Source organism: Ensifer sp. MJa1 (assembly GCF_037026475.1).
GTDB lineage: Bacteria > Pseudomonadota > Alphaproteobacteria > Rhizobiales > Rhizobiaceae > Ensifer.
In genome coordinates this window covers 257,294-273,680 of the sequence record NZ_JAKUMO010000002.1, presented here as the reverse complement: position 1 = coordinate 273,680, position 16,387 = coordinate 257,294, and the positions used below count along the sequence as shown (strand labels likewise).

14 protein-coding genes are annotated in these 16,387 nt (G+C 63.0%); 5 read left to right on the top strand and 9 right to left on the bottom strand.

Annotated elements, in window-relative coordinates; genetic code table 11:
* Positions 1-7: 7 nt before the first annotated feature.
* From MKZ91_RS04005 to MKZ91_RS03985, 5 genes are all read right to left on the bottom strand, one after another.
* Positions 8-1,681 carry an ABC transporter ATP-binding protein gene (locus MKZ91_RS04005; RefSeq protein ID WP_336168207.1) on the bottom strand — a complete coding sequence of 558 codons (1,674 nt, stop codon included), beginning with the start codon at positions 1,679-1,681 and terminating at the stop codon, positions 8-10.
* A 12-nt stretch (positions 1,682-1,693) separates the two neighbouring features.
* Positions 1,694-2,821, bottom strand: a complete 1,128-nt coding sequence (locus MKZ91_RS04000) for an ABC transporter permease (protein WP_336168205.1) — start codon at positions 2,819-2,821, stop codon at positions 1,694-1,696.
* Positions 2,818-3,828: an ABC transporter permease gene (locus MKZ91_RS03995; RefSeq protein WP_336168204.1), complete on the bottom strand. Its 1,011-nt coding sequence runs from the start codon at positions 3,826-3,828 to the stop codon at positions 2,818-2,820. Before MKZ91_RS03995 ends, MKZ91_RS04000 begins: the two co-directional genes overlap by 4 nt.
* A gap of 69 nt (positions 3,829-3,897) precedes the next feature.
* Positions 3,898-5,982 (bottom strand): ABC transporter substrate-binding protein, encoded by a 2,085-nt coding sequence (locus MKZ91_RS03990; protein ID WP_336168203.1) that lies wholly within the window; start codon positions 5,980-5,982, stop codon positions 3,898-3,900.
* Positions 5,983-6,114: 132 nt separating this feature from the next.
* A complete protein-coding gene (locus tag MKZ91_RS03985) occupies positions 6,115-7,578 on the bottom strand; it encodes an alpha-glucosidase/alpha-galactosidase (RefSeq protein WP_336168201.1) in 1,464 nt (487 codons plus the stop codon).
* Between the two features lie 190 nt (positions 7,579-7,768).
* On the opposite strand from MKZ91_RS03985, the gene MKZ91_RS03980 reads away from it, so the two are divergent.
* Positions 7,769-8,713: an AraC family transcriptional regulator gene (locus tag MKZ91_RS03980; RefSeq protein ID WP_336168199.1), complete on the top strand. Its 945-nt coding sequence runs from the start codon at positions 7,769-7,771 to the stop codon at positions 8,711-8,713.
* Positions 8,714-8,716: 3 nt separating this feature from the next.
* On the opposite strand, the gene MKZ91_RS03975 is transcribed toward MKZ91_RS03980, so the two are convergent.
* The gene (locus MKZ91_RS03975; protein WP_336168197.1) at positions 8,717-9,238 is read right to left on the bottom strand and encodes an EVE domain-containing protein; all 522 of its coding nucleotides are present in this window, start codon (positions 9,236-9,238) and stop codon (positions 8,717-8,719) included.
* Between the two features lie 196 nt (positions 9,239-9,434).
* Positions 9,435-9,581 (bottom strand): DUF1127 domain-containing protein, encoded by a 147-nt coding sequence (locus tag MKZ91_RS03970; RefSeq protein WP_064817045.1) that lies wholly within the window; start codon positions 9,579-9,581, stop codon positions 9,435-9,437.
* Between the two features lie 323 nt (positions 9,582-9,904).
* On the opposite strand from MKZ91_RS03970, the gene MKZ91_RS03965 reads away from it, so the two are divergent.
* Together MKZ91_RS03965 and MKZ91_RS03960 are read left to right on the top strand one after the other, a co-directional pair.
* Positions 9,905-10,615, top strand: coding sequence for a GntR family transcriptional regulator (locus MKZ91_RS03965; RefSeq protein WP_336168188.1), 711 nt, complete (start codon positions 9,905-9,907; stop codon positions 10,613-10,615).
* 111 nt (positions 10,616-10,726) lie between these two features.
* On the top strand, positions 10,727-11,689 hold the full coding sequence (locus MKZ91_RS03960) for a dihydrodipicolinate synthase family protein (protein WP_065778219.1): 963 nt from the start codon (positions 10,727-10,729) through the stop codon (positions 11,687-11,689).
* A 163-nt stretch (positions 11,690-11,852) separates the two neighbouring features.
* On the opposite strand, the gene MKZ91_RS03955 is transcribed toward MKZ91_RS03960, so the two are convergent.
* Entirely contained in the window at positions 11,853-12,491 is a 639-nt protein-coding gene (locus MKZ91_RS03955) for a TetR/AcrR family transcriptional regulator (protein ID WP_336168186.1), read from the bottom strand.
* Positions 12,492-12,601: 110 nt separating this feature from the next.
* Between MKZ91_RS03955 and MKZ91_RS03950 the strand changes: the two genes are divergently transcribed.
* On the top strand, positions 12,602-13,366 hold the full coding sequence (locus MKZ91_RS03950) for an NIPSNAP family protein (protein ID WP_336168588.1): 765 nt from the start codon (positions 12,602-12,604) through the stop codon (positions 13,364-13,366).
* A 200-nt stretch (positions 13,367-13,566) separates the two neighbouring features.
* On the opposite strand, the gene MKZ91_RS03945 is transcribed toward MKZ91_RS03950, so the two are convergent.
* The gene (locus MKZ91_RS03945) at positions 13,567-14,604 is read right to left on the bottom strand and encodes an Ldh family oxidoreductase (RefSeq protein ID WP_336168185.1); all 1,038 of its coding nucleotides are present in this window, start codon (positions 14,602-14,604) and stop codon (positions 13,567-13,569) included.
* A 157-nt stretch (positions 14,605-14,761) separates the two neighbouring features.
* On the opposite strand from MKZ91_RS03945, the gene MKZ91_RS03940 reads away from it, so the two are divergent.
* Positions 14,762-16,279 carry an aldehyde dehydrogenase (NADP(+)) gene (locus tag MKZ91_RS03940; RefSeq protein ID WP_336168183.1) on the top strand — a complete coding sequence of 506 codons (1,518 nt, stop codon included), beginning with the start codon at positions 14,762-14,764 and terminating at the stop codon, positions 16,277-16,279.
* Positions 16,280-16,387: the final 108 nt, after the last annotated feature.

Here is a 16,387-nt window from a genome sequence, read left to right as displayed (position 1 = left end):
CTAGCGGTCATGCTGCCACATCGAAGGCGGCTCGTACGAGCCTTTCGGTGTAGGCGGTCTTGGGATTGGAAAGGATTTCGCTCACCGGCCCCTCCTCGACGATTTTGCCGTGCTGCATCACCACCACCCGGTGGCAGAGCGCACGCACGACCTTGAGGTCATGGGAGATGAAGAGATAGCTGAGCCCCCGCTCGTCCTGCAGCTTGCGCAAAAGCTCGATGATCTGGGCCTGGACGGAAAGATCGAGCGCCGACGTCGGCTCGTCGAGCAGGATGAATTCCGGCTCGAGCGCGATGGCACGGGCGATGGCGATGCGCTGGCGCTGGCCACCGGAGAATTCGTGCGGGAAGCGCGACAGGATGTTGCCAGGCATGCCGGCGGCGACAAGCGCGTCCACCACCCGCTCTACCCGCTCCTTGCGGTTCTCGCCTATGAAGTTGACAACCAGCCCCTCCTCGATGATCTGGCCGATCGGCATGCGCGGATTGAGCGAGGCGAAGGGGTCCTGGAAGACGATCTGGATGCGCGAGCGCAACGGCCGCATCTGGGTGCGATCCTTGTCGTGAATCGGGATGCCGTCGAAGAAGATCTCGCCGCCATCGGCATTCAATAGCCGGATCAGCGCCTGGCCGAAGGTCGTCTTGCCGGAGCCGGACTCGCCGACCAGCCCCAGCGTCTCGTGCTTGCGCAGATTGAGGCTGAGCTTGTCCACCGCAATCAATTCGGAAAATTCGGACCGGAACAGGCCACCCTTCTTCAGCATGAAGGAGACCTTCACATCCCGCCCATCGAGCATGATCGGCGCATTGTCCGGCAACGGCTTGGCGGCGCCCGACGGCTCGGATGAGAGCAGCCGTTTCGTGTAGGGATGCAGCGGATTGGCAAACAGCGCCGCCGTGGTGTTGTGCTCCTTCACCTCGCCATACTGCATGACATAGACGTAGTCCGAGAACTGCCGCACCACCGTCAGGTCATGGGTAATCAGGATCACCGCCATGCGGAGCTCGCGTTGCAGGTCGCGGATGAGATTGAGGATCTGCGCCTGGACGGTGACGTCGAGCGCCGTCGTCGGCTCGTCGGCAATCAGCACATCCGGATCGTTGGCAAGCGCCATGGCGATCATCACCCGCTGGCGCTGACCGCCGGAGAGCTGATGCGGATACTGGTTGATGCGGAGTTCGGGATCCGGGATCTTGACGTGGCGCAGCAGTTCCAGCGCCCGCTCGGTTGCCGCGCGGCGACTGATCCGGCGATGCGCCCGGATCGCCTCGATGATCTGCGTTCCCACCGTATAGACCGGGTTGAGCGAGCTCATCGGCTCCTGGAAGATCATCGCCAGACGATTGCCGCGCAAGGCTCGCCGTTCGCGCGGCGAGAATTTCAGCACGTCCTTGCCGTCATACTCGATGCGCGATTGCGAGGCGATCGTGGCACGCTTGGAGAGAAGCCCCATAACGCTGCGCGCCGTCACCGATTTGCCCGAGCCGGATTCGCCGACGATGGCGATGGTCTCGCCGCGGTAGAGCTGGAAGGACACGTCCTTTACCGCGTCCACCGTGCCATGCTCGACCTTGAAACGGACCGCGATGTTGCGCGCGTCGATGACCGGCCGGCCGGTTCGTTCGGCAACGTCCCTCCGCTCAAGCGGAGCGGCAGTGAGGACGTCGGGTATCTCTGTCATGATGCGTCCTCCTCAATAGGGATCGATGGCGTCGCGCAGGCCGTCGCCGAGCGCATTGAAGGCGAAGACCGTGACAAGCACGAAGGCAACGGGCGAGAGGATCCAGGGATAGGACCCGATGACGGAATAGGTGGAGGTGTCCTGCAGCATCAGCCCCCAGGAGATGAGCGGCGGCTTGACCGCGAAACCCAGGAACCCGAGGAAAGACTCCAGGAGAACGACCTGCGGGATCGACAGCGTCACGGCGACGATCACATGGCTCATCACATTCGGCAGGATGTGCTGGAAGATGATGCGCCGGTCACTGGCGCCGACGGCGATCGCTGCGCGCACATAGTCGATGCGGGCGAGCGCTAAGGTCTTGCCGCGCACCTCGCGCGACATCTGCGCCCAGCCGAGCGCCGACATGACGATGATGACGAAGGCGAGGAAGACGTTGGTTGGCGCCGTCACCGGGATCAGCGAGGTCAGCGCCAGGTAGAGTGGCAGTTGCGGGAACGCGAGCACCAGTTCCACGAAGCGCTGCGTCCAGACATCGAAGCGGCCACCGAAGTAGCCGGACGCCATGCCGACGGTGGTGCCGACGACGGTCACGATCGAGACGACGATCAGCGCGATCATCAGCGAGATGCGCGATCCGACGAGAATGCGGGAGAGCACGTCGCGGCCGAACTTGTCGGTACCGAGCAGATGCACCGGCGAGCCGTCGACCGCGCCGAAGAAGTGGCGCTCGGCCGGGATCAGACCGAAGAGCCGGTAGGGTGCGCCCCTGACGAAGAAGCCGAGGATCTGCGGATTGTCGTAGTCAGGGCCGATGATCGGCTGGAAGGTGATCGGGTCCAGCTCCGCGCCTTCGCTTAAAGGATAGCTGCGCGGTGAGAAGACGACGTTGCCGTCCTTGTCGGTGAAGCTCACCGCCTGCGGCGGCGCGAAGGCGACGCCCGTCGCCTTCGGATCAACCGGCGACAGGAAGTCGGCAAAGACCGCCATGAAGATCAAGAGGCCGACGAGCACGAGGCCGAGCATGCCTGTCCATGAGCGCTTCAGCCGGCGCCAGACGAGCGCGGAATAGCTCTCGTTGTGTTGTTCGTGTTTCGGCTCGGCGGCGAGCGGAAGGGTGGTCTGCATCTCCATGGTCATGCCGGGGCTCCTCCGAGACGCACGCGCGGATCGAGCGCTGCCAGCAGCATGTCGGCGATGATGTTGCCGAGGATCAGCGTTGCCGACAGCACCAGCATGAAGGTGGCGGTGACATAGACGTCGCCCACCCACATGGAGCCGACGATGGCGGGACCGACGGTCGGAAGCGCGAAGATGATCGCCGTCTCGATCTCGCCCGTCAGCATGTAGGGCAGAACCACGCCCTGATACATGATCAGCGGATGCAGCGCGTTCGGAACCGCGTGGCGCATGACCACGGCACCTTCGCTCAGACCCTTCGCCCGGGCGGTCTCGACATATTGGGCGTTCAGCGTATCGAGCAGATTGCCGCGCATCACCCGCATGTTGTAGGCGAGGCCGCCGAAGGTGGCGATCGCCACGACCGGCCAGACATGTTTGACGAGATCGACGAACTTGTCCCACGACCAGGGCGCGCCGCCATAGCGGGCGGAATGGAAGCTGTTGATTTCGCTGACATTGAAATGAAAGACGAGGATATAGACGATGATCAGCGCCATCAAAAAGCGCGGCACCGTCATGCCGAGGAAGGACACGGTCGAAAGCAGGCTGTCGATCCAGGAATATTGCCTTGTCGCCGCGATGATGCCGAAGGAAATGCCGATGATGGACGCGAGGATGTGGCAGACGAGCGCCAGGGCCAGCGTGCGCGGCAGGCGTTCGCCGACGACATCGGCAACCGGCTTGTTATAGTAGAGGCTGTGGCCGAAATCGCCGCGCGTCAGGATGCCGGTCATCCAGTTGACGTATTGCACCGCCATCGGCTGATCGAGGCCATGCTCCTTGCGGTAGGCCTGGGCCTGGGCTTCGGCTTCCTCATAGGACGCGCCGCCCTGGTTTATCAGTTGCGAGCGGATGTAGTCGCTATAGTCTCCTGGCGGCGCCTGGATAATGGCGAAGGTCGCCACGCTCAAGACAAGCAGCACCGGAATGGCAGAGGCGATGCGGACAAGCAGAAACCTGAACATGCCGTTTCCTTCTGTCGGTTGGGGTGGCGGAGCGCTCCCCCGGCTGCGCGCCGGAGGAGCGGCTTGGCATCAGTTGCTGAGACCCTTCTCGCCGGGCTTGCCCGGAAGCTGTTCGGCAAAGAGCTCGAAGTCACCCTGCTTGTCGGCGGGAACGAACAGTCGCTCGCGCATGATCGTGTCCTCGGCCCAGTTGAACATGAAGATCGGCGCCCCGGTCGGAACGTTGGCGAAGCGCTTGTTGATGATCAGCGCGCCCGGATATTCGGTAAGCCCGATCGTATCGAGGTTGGTGGTCGCGATCTTCTGGTACTCTTTCATCAGGGCGACGCGCTCGGCATTGTCGTTGCTGGCGATGAACTTGTTGATGGCGTCGACAAGCTCCTTTTCGAACGGCATCAGATCGACCTCACCACCCTCCGGCGCACGGTGGTGCCAGCTGGTGCGCGGACCCGTTGCGCCAAGCTGCGGTGTGTTCTGCACGACGGAGGCGTATTCCGGGCCGTTGCGGTGAACCATCCAGTCGAAGCGGCCGGCATAGTTGGCCGCGTCACGCTGCTTGCCGTCGAGCGAATTCAGGACGACACGCAACCCGAGCTTTTCCATCTGGCCGATGATGCCTTCCGCAAGGTTACGGTCGGTCGCGTAGCTGTTGTCGATCAGGAGCACGATCTCGACGTCCTTGCCGCCGGCCTTGCCGTCCGGGAAGTTGACGAAGCCGTTGCCGTCGGTGTCCTTGAGGCCGGCCTTGTCCAGCAGCACCTTGGCGCCGTCGAGGTCGAAGGGATAGTAGACGGTCGACTGGCGGTCATAGAAACTGGTGCCTGACGAAAGACCGCCCGGATAGATCGCCGTGAACGGGCCTTTCACCAGGGCTTCACCGAGCTTCTTGCGATCGACGGCCATGGTCACGGCCTTGCGGAAGTCCTCGTTGCGGTTGAGCTCGCGCACGGCCTGGGCCCGCTCGTCCGGCTCGCCCCAGCCATTGGCCGAGAAGTTCATGTGCAGATTGTAGCCAATGAGACGCGGACCGAAGGCAAGACGGGCGGGAGCCGTATCTTGTGCTGCGCGCTTCAGCGACTCGACGAAGTTTTCCGGTTGCTCGAGGTTGGAAAGATCCGCCGAACCGGCGATCGCCTGCACGTCGCGGTCGGCCCATGTCGAGAGCTTGTAATGCAGCTCGTTGATGTAGGGCAGCTGGTTGCCGGCCTCGTCGACCTTCCAGTAGTAGGGATTGCGGCGCAGCACGATGATATCGTCAGGGCGATAGGCGACCGGGACCCAGGCGCCCATGACCGGGATGTTCATGTACTCCGGCGGGAAGGCGTTCTTGTACTGGTCGTAGGTCGTGCCGGCATATTTCGGGTGCTTGGCCTTGAGGATATGCGACGGGCCGGGGCAGAAGGTGCCATAGGCCATGGCATAGAGATGCTGGCGCGGGAAGGCCTCCTTGAAGGTCCATTCGACCGTGTACTGGTCGATCTTTTTCAGCGTCGTGCCAACGCCGAAGGTCTCGGGCGTCGCGCCGTTCAGCGGCGAAACATTCGGGTCGAGAACATTGTCGTCCCAGTAGAACATCACGTCGTCGGCGTCGAAGAGGTCACCGTCGGACCACTTGGCGCCTTCGACCAGATGCATCGTCAGCGTGTGGCCGTCAGCCGACCAGTCCCAGCTCTTGGCGAGGTTCGGCAGCGGCTCGACGTCGTTTGCCTCCACCTGGAAGAGCGGCGCCGTTCGCGTCAGGCATTCCGACATGCCGATGTCGATGCCGCCCCAGCCCTGGCTCTGGCCGGCCGAGTAATTCCAGCCCTCGGGACGACCGCCGATGACGTGGCGCAGCGTATCGCCATAGACGCCGACGCCGTCGGGCATGTTGCCTGTCTTGAAGACCATCGGCTCCTTCGGCAGACGTTCGGCAACCGGCGGCAGCTTGCCGGCCTTGACGTAGTTCTCGGTGACCCAGGCCGGCTCTTTATACTCCGGCAGCGCCTTGAACTCGGCGATCGAGTCGCGCGGCACATAGGTGATCTTGCCCTGCGCCGGGAACGGCGGCTGCTCGGGCACGACGGTCGGATCGGACGCCGCCGCCTGAAGCGCGAAGGTCGAGATGCCGACGAGCAGCAGGCTCGCCATTTTCGTCAGTCTGTGGCTGGTCATTGGCTCAGATTCTCCCTCATCTGTTTGCCGCCCGAAGGCAGCCTCCTCCTCGAAATTCCAGGAATGCCGCGCGAGCGCGGCTCCTTGGCGGCAACGGACCACGTCTCCTCACGCGGCCTGCTCCGCAAACGATCAGCCGGCAGCGCGGGCCTGTCGTTCGGCACGCAACTCGTCGAGCGAGCGCACCGGGCGGCGCGCGGCACCGTTCCACTCGCGCGTCTTGACGCTGGCACGGCTCAAACGTTCCTTGGCACCATCGATGGCATGGGCGTATTGCGGCAGCCACTGACTTTGGGCGACCACCATCTCGTCGACCATCTGCCAGACCTCCTCCGGCGTGCAGATCGCGCCGACGAGCGGATCATGCAGCATCGCCAACTTCAGGAGGTCGAGGTCGCCGGTGACCGCCGCATGCACCGACATGCGCTGGACGTTGATCGACGAAAGGCAGGTGGCGGCGCAGGCTTCGGGAAGGGTGATGCCCGAGACCATGTTGATGCCGAAGCGGTCGACGAACCCCGGAGATTCGATGATGGCATCGGCCGGCAGGTTGGTGATGACGCCCGAATTCTTGACGTTGAAGTGGCCGCGATAGACGCGCCCGGTTTCCAGCGCTTCCAGAATGTGGCTTGCGTGTTCGTTCGAGCGCTTCTTGTGGTCGAGCGGCTTTCCAGCCGCTTCCAGGAACTGCGGAAACTCGGTCTCGAACCAGTTGCGGGTCTCGGTCGAGTGCCTGAGATAGCCGCCGGTCTCGCCGTGGATCCAGTCCGACATGTCGATCCAGCGGGAAATTTCCTCCGGGCGCTTGCGGTACCAGGGAAGATATTCGGAGAGATGGCCGTTGCTTTCGGTCGAATAGACGCCGAAGCGCTTCAAAACGTCGATCCGAAGCTTCTCTTGCTGCGAGAACACCGGATGCGCCTCAAAGGCAGCGACAAGTTCGTCCTTGCCGATCCTGCGGCCCTTGAGCCTGACGTCGACGAACCAGGTCTGGTGATTGATGCCGGAGCAGATGTAATCGAGTTTACCCTCGCCGGCACCAAGGATTTCGGCGATCTGCTCAGCCCCGTGCTGGACGCCATGGCAGAGCCCGACCGTGTCGACCTTGCCGTATTCGATCGCCGCCCAGGTGTTCATCGCCATCGGGTTGGCGTAGTTCAGAAACTTCGCGCCTGGTTCGGCAACAGTGCGGATATCCCTGCAGAAATCGAGGATGACAGGAATGTTGCGCTGGCCGTAGAGGATGCCGCCGGCGCAGATCGTGTCGCCGACACACTGGTCGACGCCGTACTTCAAGGGAATGCGGATGTCGTCGGCATAGGCATCCAGCCCGCCGACGCGCACGCAGCTGATGATGTAGCGGGCGCCTTCGAGCGCCTTCAGCCGGTCGGTCGTTGCCGTTACCTTGGTCGGCAGGCGGTTGACCTCGACGATCCGGTCGAGGATCGCCTTGATCATATCAAGATTGCGGGCGCTGAGGTCGGTCAGCGCCACCTCGATATCGCGCAGTTCCGGCACGGCGAGGATGTCGGTGAAGAGCTTCTTGGTGAAGCCGATGCTGCCGGCGCCGATGATGGCGATCTTCAATGTGGCCATGCCCTTTCACTCCTCATGAACTGCACGCGTCTCTGACAAAGGGTAAAATCAATTCACGGTTTTTCGCCGCTTCTGCCCGCAACTTCGATGCAGCCCCTGATTTCTTACGGGCCGAAAGCACCGCCTGTTGCGCTGTTGCCGGTCATTATGTGTATAATCACCGACCCCGCCAGAGCGGTATTGTGCTTTCATGGGTAATTTTATGCTGCACGATTTGATCGATAACGGCCCTGTCATGCGCACCGTTTCGCTGCCGCGGGGACGCCAGAGCCTGCACACCATGCCGACCAGCACCGGCTACGAGATCCGCACCAACGCGACCTATGACTGGGACGGGCGCAAGCGCGGAAACACGCCGTTTACCGTGCTGCAGCATACGATCGCGGGTGCGGGAAACCTGCGCTATGAAAACCGGAGCTATCGGGTGCGCGAAGGCGAGACGCTGCTTCTGCTCGTGCCGCACAATCATCGCTACTGGCTGGAAGACGGCGGGCGCTGGGAGTTCTTCTGGATCTCGATGAACGGCGACGAGGCCTTGCGGGTCCACCGCGCCATTCTCGCTGTCACCGGCCCCGTCTTGAAGTTGCAGCCGGAAACGATCGAACATCTGGCCGACTGCAGCCTGCGCCTGATCCGCGGCGGCGAGACGCCGGGCCGCGCTTCGGCGATCGCCTATGAAGCGGCGATGGCGCTCTACGACGACGTCTTCGGTTCGCATCCGGTGTTCAGCCATGAACACCGGACGATGCATCGCGTGGTCGACCACATCATGAACAACCTGCAGAGCCCGCTTCCGGTGGAGGACCTGGCCCGCGTCTCGGGCCTGAGCCGCGCGCATTTCTCACGCGTGTTTGCCGCCAGCGAAGGCATGGCGCCGGCCGAATACGTGCTGCAGAAGCGCCTGCAACGGGCCGTGAAACTGCTGACGAAGACAGCAAGCCTGCCGGTCAAGGAAGTGGCCATCCTCTCGGGCTTCGAGGATCCGAACTATTTCGCCAAGGTCTTCCGCCGCTCCTTCGGGCTCAGCCCGACCGAATTCAGAACCACCGGCATGTATGCGAGCGTTCCGGCCGGCTCCGTGGAGCAACCGGCCGAAACGCAGGAAACAGTGGACCGGGCATTGGCCGGGCGCTGATCATCATCCGGCCAATTGCTGGCGAAGCGCGTTGGCTTTCGGCATGACTATCCCGAGATCGGCGTGCATGGCCCGCGCGATCACGCGAAAATCGCGTTCGCTGATGGCAAGATAGCCGAAGCGCAGCTTCTGGTCCCAGTTGCGGTTGCCTTCGGCAAACTCCAGGCTGTCGAGCCACGGCCGGACCGGTGCCTCGATGCCGTCGGCCCAATCGACGTCACCGCGATGGGGAGCAACGCCGCCCATGGCAAAGGAATAGGGAAGACGCACCTTGATCGTGCCGATGGCGGTGAAGCAAGGAAGCGCGCCCTTGCCGCAGAAGGCGGCGTTCGGCGAATAGGCAACGAATCCATCGCCCGCCTTCACGCGCGTCATCGACTGGACGTTGCCGTAGCCATAGCGCGAGAAGCCACTTTCCTGAACGTCGTACATATCGTCGCCGGAGACCGCGCCAATCCAGAAATTGCGCTCGCCCGGTCTGCTTGCACCGCTCGTCTGAAACAAATCCTGCGCCGACATGGTCATCCCTCGATCCCTGATCATGGCAACACTTTACGCGCGACCCCTGCCAAATTCTGTCAGCATTGAATTTGGAAAATGAAGCCTGTGCGGCTGCATCCGGAGGGCCATTTTTCGGGTTCAGAAGGCCGCACCGCACAAAGCAAAAGCGCCCGCAGGACATGCAGGCGCTTGGGCAAATTATAAGTCTTAGTCGGTCGCCTTAGCGGGCGAAGGCCGTGCGTGCGACGCGGTCGATGTCGGCACGTTCGATGCCGAGGTCACGCAGTTCGCGGTTCGACATGCGGCCCAGTTCGGTGACCGTCTGACGATACTTGCGCCAGTTGTTGATGGAGCGTGCGATGTTCATTTGATCCCCCTTTCAATGGGCTTTCGAAGCCTGGCAGCCAGTCCGTGGCGCCTCGTTCCGCTTCGATGAACACCTTGTAGCTCAGGCCTTTGGTAAGTTGCAGCGCTCAAAACTCAGCGCTCCCATGTGGCAAATGCATGGGTCGGCGCGGCGGCCGCCACCGCCCCAGATGCCAGACCCGTGCGGCGTGGCCACGCGGTTGGGGCGGCCGACGCAACAGGCGCGTGCACTCGAATATGTCAGCCTCGCACAATCGTTGCGACGGAAGCTGTTGATCCGGACGACAGAGACAAGTATTTCTTTTGTCGACAAAGGAATCTGACATGGCCGATATCGACACCGACAACAGCCCCACCCCCGAACGCAAGCGCGGATCCGGCGTGAAGATGGTCTATGACCTCTTGCGCGACGAGATCCTTGATCTGGTCCTGCCGCCCGGCAGTCCGATCGACGAGGTCCAGCTTGCCGAGCGCCTTAAGATGTCGCGCACGCCGATCCGCGAGGCGCTGGTGCGGCTTGCCGGCGAAGGGCTAATCGATACCTTGCCGAACCGGTCGACGATGGTCGCCAACATCGACTTCCTCAACCTGAACCCGTTCTTCGACGCACTTGTTCTTATGTACCGGGTCACGACCAGGCTTGCGGCGCAGAACCATCGCCCGGAAGATCTCGCCGTCATCCGCGGCTTCCACGAGGACTATGCGGCCGCCGTCCAATCGCGCGACGCACTGACGATGATCGCCACCAATGCCGCGTTCCACGCGGCGATCGCCGAGGCCGGACGCAACCCTTATTTCACGAGCCTGTTCCGCCGACTGCTGGACGAGGGCCGGCGCATCCTGCGTCTTTATTACCAATCCTATGAGGAACAATTCCCGCAGCGCTTCGTCGACGAACATGAGGCGATCATCGCGGCGATCGCGGCGCGTGACGTCGAGACGGCGGACCGTCTCGGCAAGGCGCATGCCGAGCAAATCGTCGAGCAGGTGCAGAAGCTTTTTGCCCGCAACAACAAGCTCGATATCGCCCTGTAGCGGGCTTTGTATTTTTCTTGTCGACAAATAAAATACAAACGGCTATTGTCTGGATCAACGGCAAGGGCGCACGCCTCCTTGCCCCGAGAACAAAGCCGAGAGGAGTTTCAGATGAAGGCTCAGATTTTCACCGGCGTCATCCCGGCGCTGATGACCCCCTGCAAGGAAGACCGCACGCCTGATTTCGACGCGCTGGTGCGCAAGGGCAAGGAGCTGATCGCTCAGGGCATGTCCGCCGTCGTCTATTGCGGCTCGATGGGTGACTGGCCGCTCCTGACCGATGCTCAGCGCATGGAAGGCGTCGAGCGCCTGGTCAAGGCCGGCATTCCGGTTATCGTCGGCACCGGCGCCGTCAACACCGCTTCGGCCGTCGCTCACGCAGCCCATGCCGAGAAGGTTGGCGCACAGGGCCTGATGGTCATCCCACGCGTGCTGTCGCGCGGTTCGGTCGTCGCCGCCCAGAAGAACCACTTCAAGGCCATTCTTTCGGCCGCCCCGAGCCTGCCGGCTGTCATCTACAACAGCCCCTACTACGGCTTTGCCACCCGCGCCGACCTGTTCTTCGCGCTGCGCGCCGAACATCCGAACCTCGTCGGCTTCAAGGAATTCGGCGGCGCCGCCGACATGCGCTATGCGGCCGAGAACATCACCAGCCGTGACGATGGCGTCTCGCTGATGATCGGCGTCGACACGGCCGTGTTCCACGGCTTCGTCAACTGCGGTGCAACGGGTGCCATCACCGGCATCGGCTGCGTACTGCCGAAGGAAGTCATCCACATGTGTAACCTGTCGCGTGCGGCCGCCGAAGGCGACGTCGACGCCCGCCAGCGCGCACTGGAACTGGAACAGGCGCTCGCGGTTCTCTCCTCCTTCGACGAAGGCCCGGACCTCGTTCTCTACTTCAAGCACATGATGGTCTTGAAGGGCGACAAGGAATACACGCTGCACTTCAACGAGAGCGACGTACTCTCCGACAGCCAGCGCGGCTATGTTGAAGCCCAGTTCAAGCTGTTTAACAGCTGGTACGCCGAGTGGAGCAAGCTCCCGGGCGCCGTCCAGAAGTACAAGGCCTGATCATCGGCTGACGCACGCTAGAGCGAAGACTTCCCGGCCGGAGGCTCGCCAAAGTGTGGAATCTCAGGTGACGTTGCTGCTGAACCCCCTATCCGCAAGGATCCAGGGGGTTCATTTTTGTGCAAAGACCTGAAGGACGTGAGAGGCAGCGAGTGCCTCGCCCCTAAGCTCTGTGCCCCTGCGACGTCTGATTTTGAATGATCGACGTTAGCTGCTCGCCACAGATCTTCAGGGGAGCCACGGACTGGGATGCTTTCGCCATCGCCATTGCGCCGGAATAGGCTGCCACGACCAGGGTTGCCATGGCCTCAGCGTCGAAATCGTCGATGCTGTCTGAACGAAGGTCGGCCCTCAGCTTGTCGGCGATGGCGGTCCTCCAGCGCAAGAAAATCGCCTCGATCGCGGCTTGAAAAGCCTCGTCCTCCCGCGACAGTTCAAGCGCGAGGTTGTTCAACGGACAGCCAGACACAGCTCCCTTCCGCTCCAGTTCGGAAATGATCGTTGCAAACACCTCCTGGATCCCTTCGGCCGTCGTCATCGCAGCTCTGACGGGCGCAATCCAGGTCAACTCGACGGCTTCCGCCACACGGTCCTGAATGACGGCGAGGCCAAGGGCCCTCTTGGTGGGGAAGTGATGGGCAAGCGCACCACCGGTGACGCCCGCATCGCGCTTCAATTCATGCAGCGCACTGGAATGGTAGCCACGCGTCGTGAAGGCAGCGTAGGCCGTATCCACAAGCCGCTGCCTTAGCCCCTCCGGATCGTTCGTGCGCCGATGTGGTGAGGTCGGTCGTTCCGCCATGAGTTCCCTCCGTTCTTTCCGATCTATAGCAGATTGACAAAACAGGACAACTGTCCTGTATTTAAAACCGGACACTTGTCCTGTTTTGTGGAGGAATGCACGTGACTGTCATGAATCAAGAGCAATCAATAGCGCGGGCCGTGCGCGACAAAGCCGACGCGATCATCGAACTGCGACGGTATCGGCTTCGACCGCAAGCCAGGGAAACGCTGATCGACCTGTTCGATCGCGAGTTCATTGAACCCCAGGAAGCACAGGGAATGTGCGTGATGGGCCAATTTCGCGACCTTGATGATCCCGACAGCTTCGTATGGCTAAGAGGCTTCAGCGACATGCCGTCTCGCGCCGCGGCGCTGAACGCGTTCTATACCGGCCCAGTGTGGGCCGCTTACCGCGACCATGCGAATGGTACGATGATCAATTCTGACAACGTTCTGCTTCTGCGGCCCGCATCGCCCGAGGTCGGCTTTGCGCCATTGCGCGCGACGCGTCCCCAGCCCGGCGCGGCAGATGGACAGCGCAGTCTCGTGGTTGCGACGACTTGTTATCTCGCACCACGGACGGAGGAGGCGTTTGCAAGGTTCTTTGAGAACACCGTAAAGCCACACCTGGTGCGAGCCTCCGCCACCGTATTGGCCGCGTTGGTCACCGAGCAGAGCCCGAACACCTTCCCCAGACTGCCGGTTCGCGAGGGTGAGACTGTCTTCGTCTGGTTTTCCGCTTTCCCCAGTTTGGCTGCATACGAGACCCACCTTGCCGCGCTCGCGCAGTCCGAGAGCTGGACGGCGGAGGTCGTTGCGGAAATGGAGCGCAGGACGTGGCGAAAGAACGAAGTTTTGCGGCTAACGCCAACGGCACGATCACTGCTGCCGTGACGCATGTCGCCGAAAGGAGCATCGGCGGGCTTTCGACCGGGTCGCGGAGGTCTCGTGGTGTTGCCGCCCGATGCCATTGGCGGAATCGCAAAATGCGGAACCGGAGCAATCTGGTTCCGCATTTTAGTCTGAGCCGTGCCGCCGGTAGGCGGCATTCGTTCTGCCGAGCGCCAGACGAGCCGGATGCCGCGGATTGGATTTTACGCGACAGCATCCAATCCGAGCGCGAGCAGCCGGTCGAGCTGTTCCGTCTCGGCCTGGTTGAGCACGACGCCTTCGGCCCTCGACTTGGCGCGCGCGACGAAGCGGCGCTGTGAAGGAAGACGCGCGCCCTGGCCGACGATCGCCTCGAACAGCACTTCGGCGCGGGCAAAGGGATCTCCCGGACGGCCGGCTGCAAACTTCTCCGGCGAGAAGGCGACGATCAGTTCGCCATGGAAGGGCGCAAGCGTCGTGGTGCCGAGATAGTCGAGCACTTCCGGGCTCGTGAGGTCGCCGATCATGATGCCGGCGAGAAGCTCGACCATGGTGCCGATCGCAGAACCCTTGTGCCCGCCGAAGGGCAGCATGGCGCCGGCAAGGGCCGCTTCCGGATCGGTCGTCGGATTGCCTTCGGCGTCGATCGCCCAGCCCTCAGGCAGTGGCTTGCCGGCGCGGCGGTGCAGCTCGATCTCGCCGCGGGCGGCAACCGAAGTCGCGAAGTCGAAGACGTAGGGCGACTTGCCCTGGCGCGGCCAGCCGAAGGCAAACGGATTGGTGCCAAGCAGCGGCTTGTTGCCGCCGGTCGGGGCGACCGTCGCATAGCTCGGGCACATGACGAGGCCGGCAAGGCCCTCGCCCGTCAAGCCTTCGACTTCCGGCCAGAGCGCGGAGAAATGGGTGCAGTCGTTGATGACGAGGGCGGCAACCCCGAGCGTACGGGCGCGCTCTGCAAGGACCGGCAGGCCAAGCTCGAAGGCCGGATTGGCGAAACCGCCCCTGGCGTTGACCTTGACGATAGCGGAGCCTTCGCCCGCATCGAGTTCCGGCACGGCATCCGACTTGACCTTGCCGGCCTTGACCGTGCGCAGCGCCCCTTCGATGCGGTAGATGCCGTGCGACTTGCAGGCGTCACGCTCGCCGGCGACGATGACACGGGCAAGTGCGCCCGCCTGGACGTCGTTGAGGCCCGCCTTGCGGAAGATCGCCTCGACGCGCTGAAACAGTGCCGCGATCGTCAGGGTGTTGGTCTCGCTCATCTCTCTCCCTTTTCAAATGCTGCGCCTGATCCGGATGAGCCAGTCAGACGATTGATGTTCTGCATACATATAGTATACAAAGATCCGACAAGTGCAATTCAGCCATGATCTCCTCTGCCACAAAAGGCAATCCGGGATCGCAAGAAAGGATCGCAAGATGGCCTTCACCCCCAAAGGAAAACACCTGGTTGCCGGCGAATGGCTCGACGGAGCGGGCACTTTCGCGTCCGTTCCCGCCCACGGCCCGGTCCATCAGTTTGCCACCGGCACCGTGGACCTCGTCAACCGGGCTGCCGAAGCCGCCGAAGAAGCGTTCCTGAGCTACGGCTATTCGACCCGCGCGGAACGCGCCGCCTTCCTGCGCGCGATCGCCGATGAGATCGAGGCGCGCGCCGAGGCGATCACCGAGATCGGCACCCAGGAAACCGGCCTGCCGGAAGCCCGCCTGCAGGGCGAGCGCGGCCGCACCACCGGCCAGCTCCGCCTCTTTGCCGACCACATCGAGAAGGGCGACTATCTCGACCGTCGCTTCGACGCGGCCCTGCCCGAGCGCCAGCCGGCGCCGCGGCCTGAAATCCGCCTCATCCAGCGGCCGATCGGCCCGGTCGCCGTTTTCGGCGCCTCGAACTTCCCGCTGGCCTTCTCGACCGCCGGCGGCGACACCGCTGCCGCCCTTGCTGCCGGCTGCCCCGTGGTCGTCAAGGGCCACTCGGCCCATCCCGGCACCGGTGAGATCGTTGCGCAGGCCGTAGAAGCCGCCATCCGCAAGACCGGCGTTCACCCGGGCGTGTTCTCGCTGATCCAGGGCGGCAACCGCCAGGTCGGCGAAGCGCTGGTGCAGCATCCGCTGATCAAGGCTGTCGGCTTCACCGGTTCGCTCGCTGGTGGCCGCGCCCTCTTCAATCTCTGCGCCGCCCGCCCTGAGCCGATTCCGTTCTTCGGCGAGCTCGGCTCGGTCAACCCGATGTTCCTGCTGCCGGAAGCGCTGAAGGCCCGCGCCGAAACGCTCGGCCAGGGCTGGGCGGGTTCGCTCACCATGGGTGCCGGCCAGTTCTGCACCAATCCCGGCATCGCCGTCGTCGTCGAAGGCGCTGACGCAGACCGCTTCACGACGGCCGCCGTCGAGGCGCTCGCCAAGGTCGCACCGCAGACGATGCTGACGGACGGCATCGGCAAGGCCTATCACGACGGCAAGGCGCACTTTGAAAGCCGCAACGCCGTCAAGCCGCTGCTGACGACCGAATCCTCCGGCCGTTCGGCGTCGCCGAACCTGTATGAGACGACCGGCGAGCAATTCCTTGGCGACCATGCGCTCGGTGAAGAGGTCTTCGGCCCGCTCGGCCTCGTGGTCCGTGTCGGCTCGACTGGCGAAATGGAACAGCTTGCCCGTGGTTTCCAAGGGCAGTTGACGACCACGCTCCACATGGATGAGGGCGACCTCGAAACGGCCCGCCGCCTGCGGCCGATCCTCGAGCGCAAGGCCGGCCGCGTGCTCGTCAACGGCTTCCCGACCGGCGTCGAGGTGGTCGATTCCATGGTCCATGGCGGCCCCTATCCGGCCTCGACCAATTTCGGCGCCACCAGCGTCGGCACCCTGTCGATCCGTCGCTTCCTGCGTCCGGTCTCCTACCAGAACATGCCGGAAGCGCTGCTGCCCGAGGACTTCCAGGGCTAAAACGGAGCGAGGAAAAATGCGTGCGGTTTCCCCGTACGCACCACGCTCTCACTTTCGTCACACGACAGATCGCTGCGCAGGGACCCCATTTGGCGAAACAAATGGGAT

What these genes read in the sequence shown, in the direction of transcription:
- MKZ91_RS04005 (WP_336168207.1), bottom strand. Translation starts at nt 1,681, where the DNA reads ATGACAGAGATACCCGACGTCCTCACTGCCGCTCCGCTTGAGCGGAGG.
- MKZ91_RS04000 (WP_336168205.1), bottom strand. Translation starts at nt 2,821, where the DNA reads ATGACCATGGAGATGCAGACCACCCTTCCGCTCGCCGCCGAGCCGAAA.
- MKZ91_RS03995 (WP_336168204.1), bottom strand. Translation starts at nt 3,828, where the DNA reads ATGTTCAGGTTTCTGCTTGTCCGCATCGCCTCTGCCATTCCGGTGCTG.
- MKZ91_RS03990 (WP_336168203.1), bottom strand. Translation starts at nt 5,982, where the DNA reads ATGACCAGCCACAGACTGACGAAAATGGCGAGCCTGCTGCTCGTCGGC.
- MKZ91_RS03985 (WP_336168201.1), bottom strand. Translation starts at nt 7,578, where the DNA reads ATGGCCACATTGAAGATCGCCATCATCGGCGCCGGCAGCATCGGCTTC.
- MKZ91_RS03980 (WP_336168199.1), top strand. Translation starts at nt 7,769, where the DNA reads ATGGGTAATTTTATGCTGCACGATTTGATCGATAACGGCCCTGTCATG.
- MKZ91_RS03975 (WP_336168197.1), bottom strand. Translation starts at nt 9,238, where the DNA reads ATGACCATGTCGGCGCAGGATTTGTTTCAGACGAGCGGTGCAAGCAGA.
- MKZ91_RS03970 (WP_064817045.1), bottom strand. Translation starts at nt 9,581, where the DNA reads ATGAACATCGCACGCTCCATCAACAACTGGCGCAAGTATCGTCAGACG.
- MKZ91_RS03965 (WP_336168188.1), top strand. Translation starts at nt 9,905, where the DNA reads ATGGCCGATATCGACACCGACAACAGCCCCACCCCCGAACGCAAGCGC.
- MKZ91_RS03960 (WP_065778219.1), top strand. Translation starts at nt 10,727, where the DNA reads ATGAAGGCTCAGATTTTCACCGGCGTCATCCCGGCGCTGATGACCCCC.
- MKZ91_RS03955 (WP_336168186.1), bottom strand. Translation starts at nt 12,491, where the DNA reads ATGGCGGAACGACCGACCTCACCACATCGGCGCACGAACGATCCGGAG.
- MKZ91_RS03950 (WP_336168588.1), top strand. Translation starts at nt 12,602, where the DNA reads ATGAATCAAGAGCAATCAATAGCGCGGGCCGTGCGCGACAAAGCCGAC.
- MKZ91_RS03945 (WP_336168185.1), bottom strand. Translation starts at nt 14,604, where the DNA reads ATGAGCGAGACCAACACCCTGACGATCGCGGCACTGTTTCAGCGCGTC.
- MKZ91_RS03940 (WP_336168183.1), top strand. Translation starts at nt 14,762, where the DNA reads ATGGCCTTCACCCCCAAAGGAAAACACCTGGTTGCCGGCGAATGGCTC.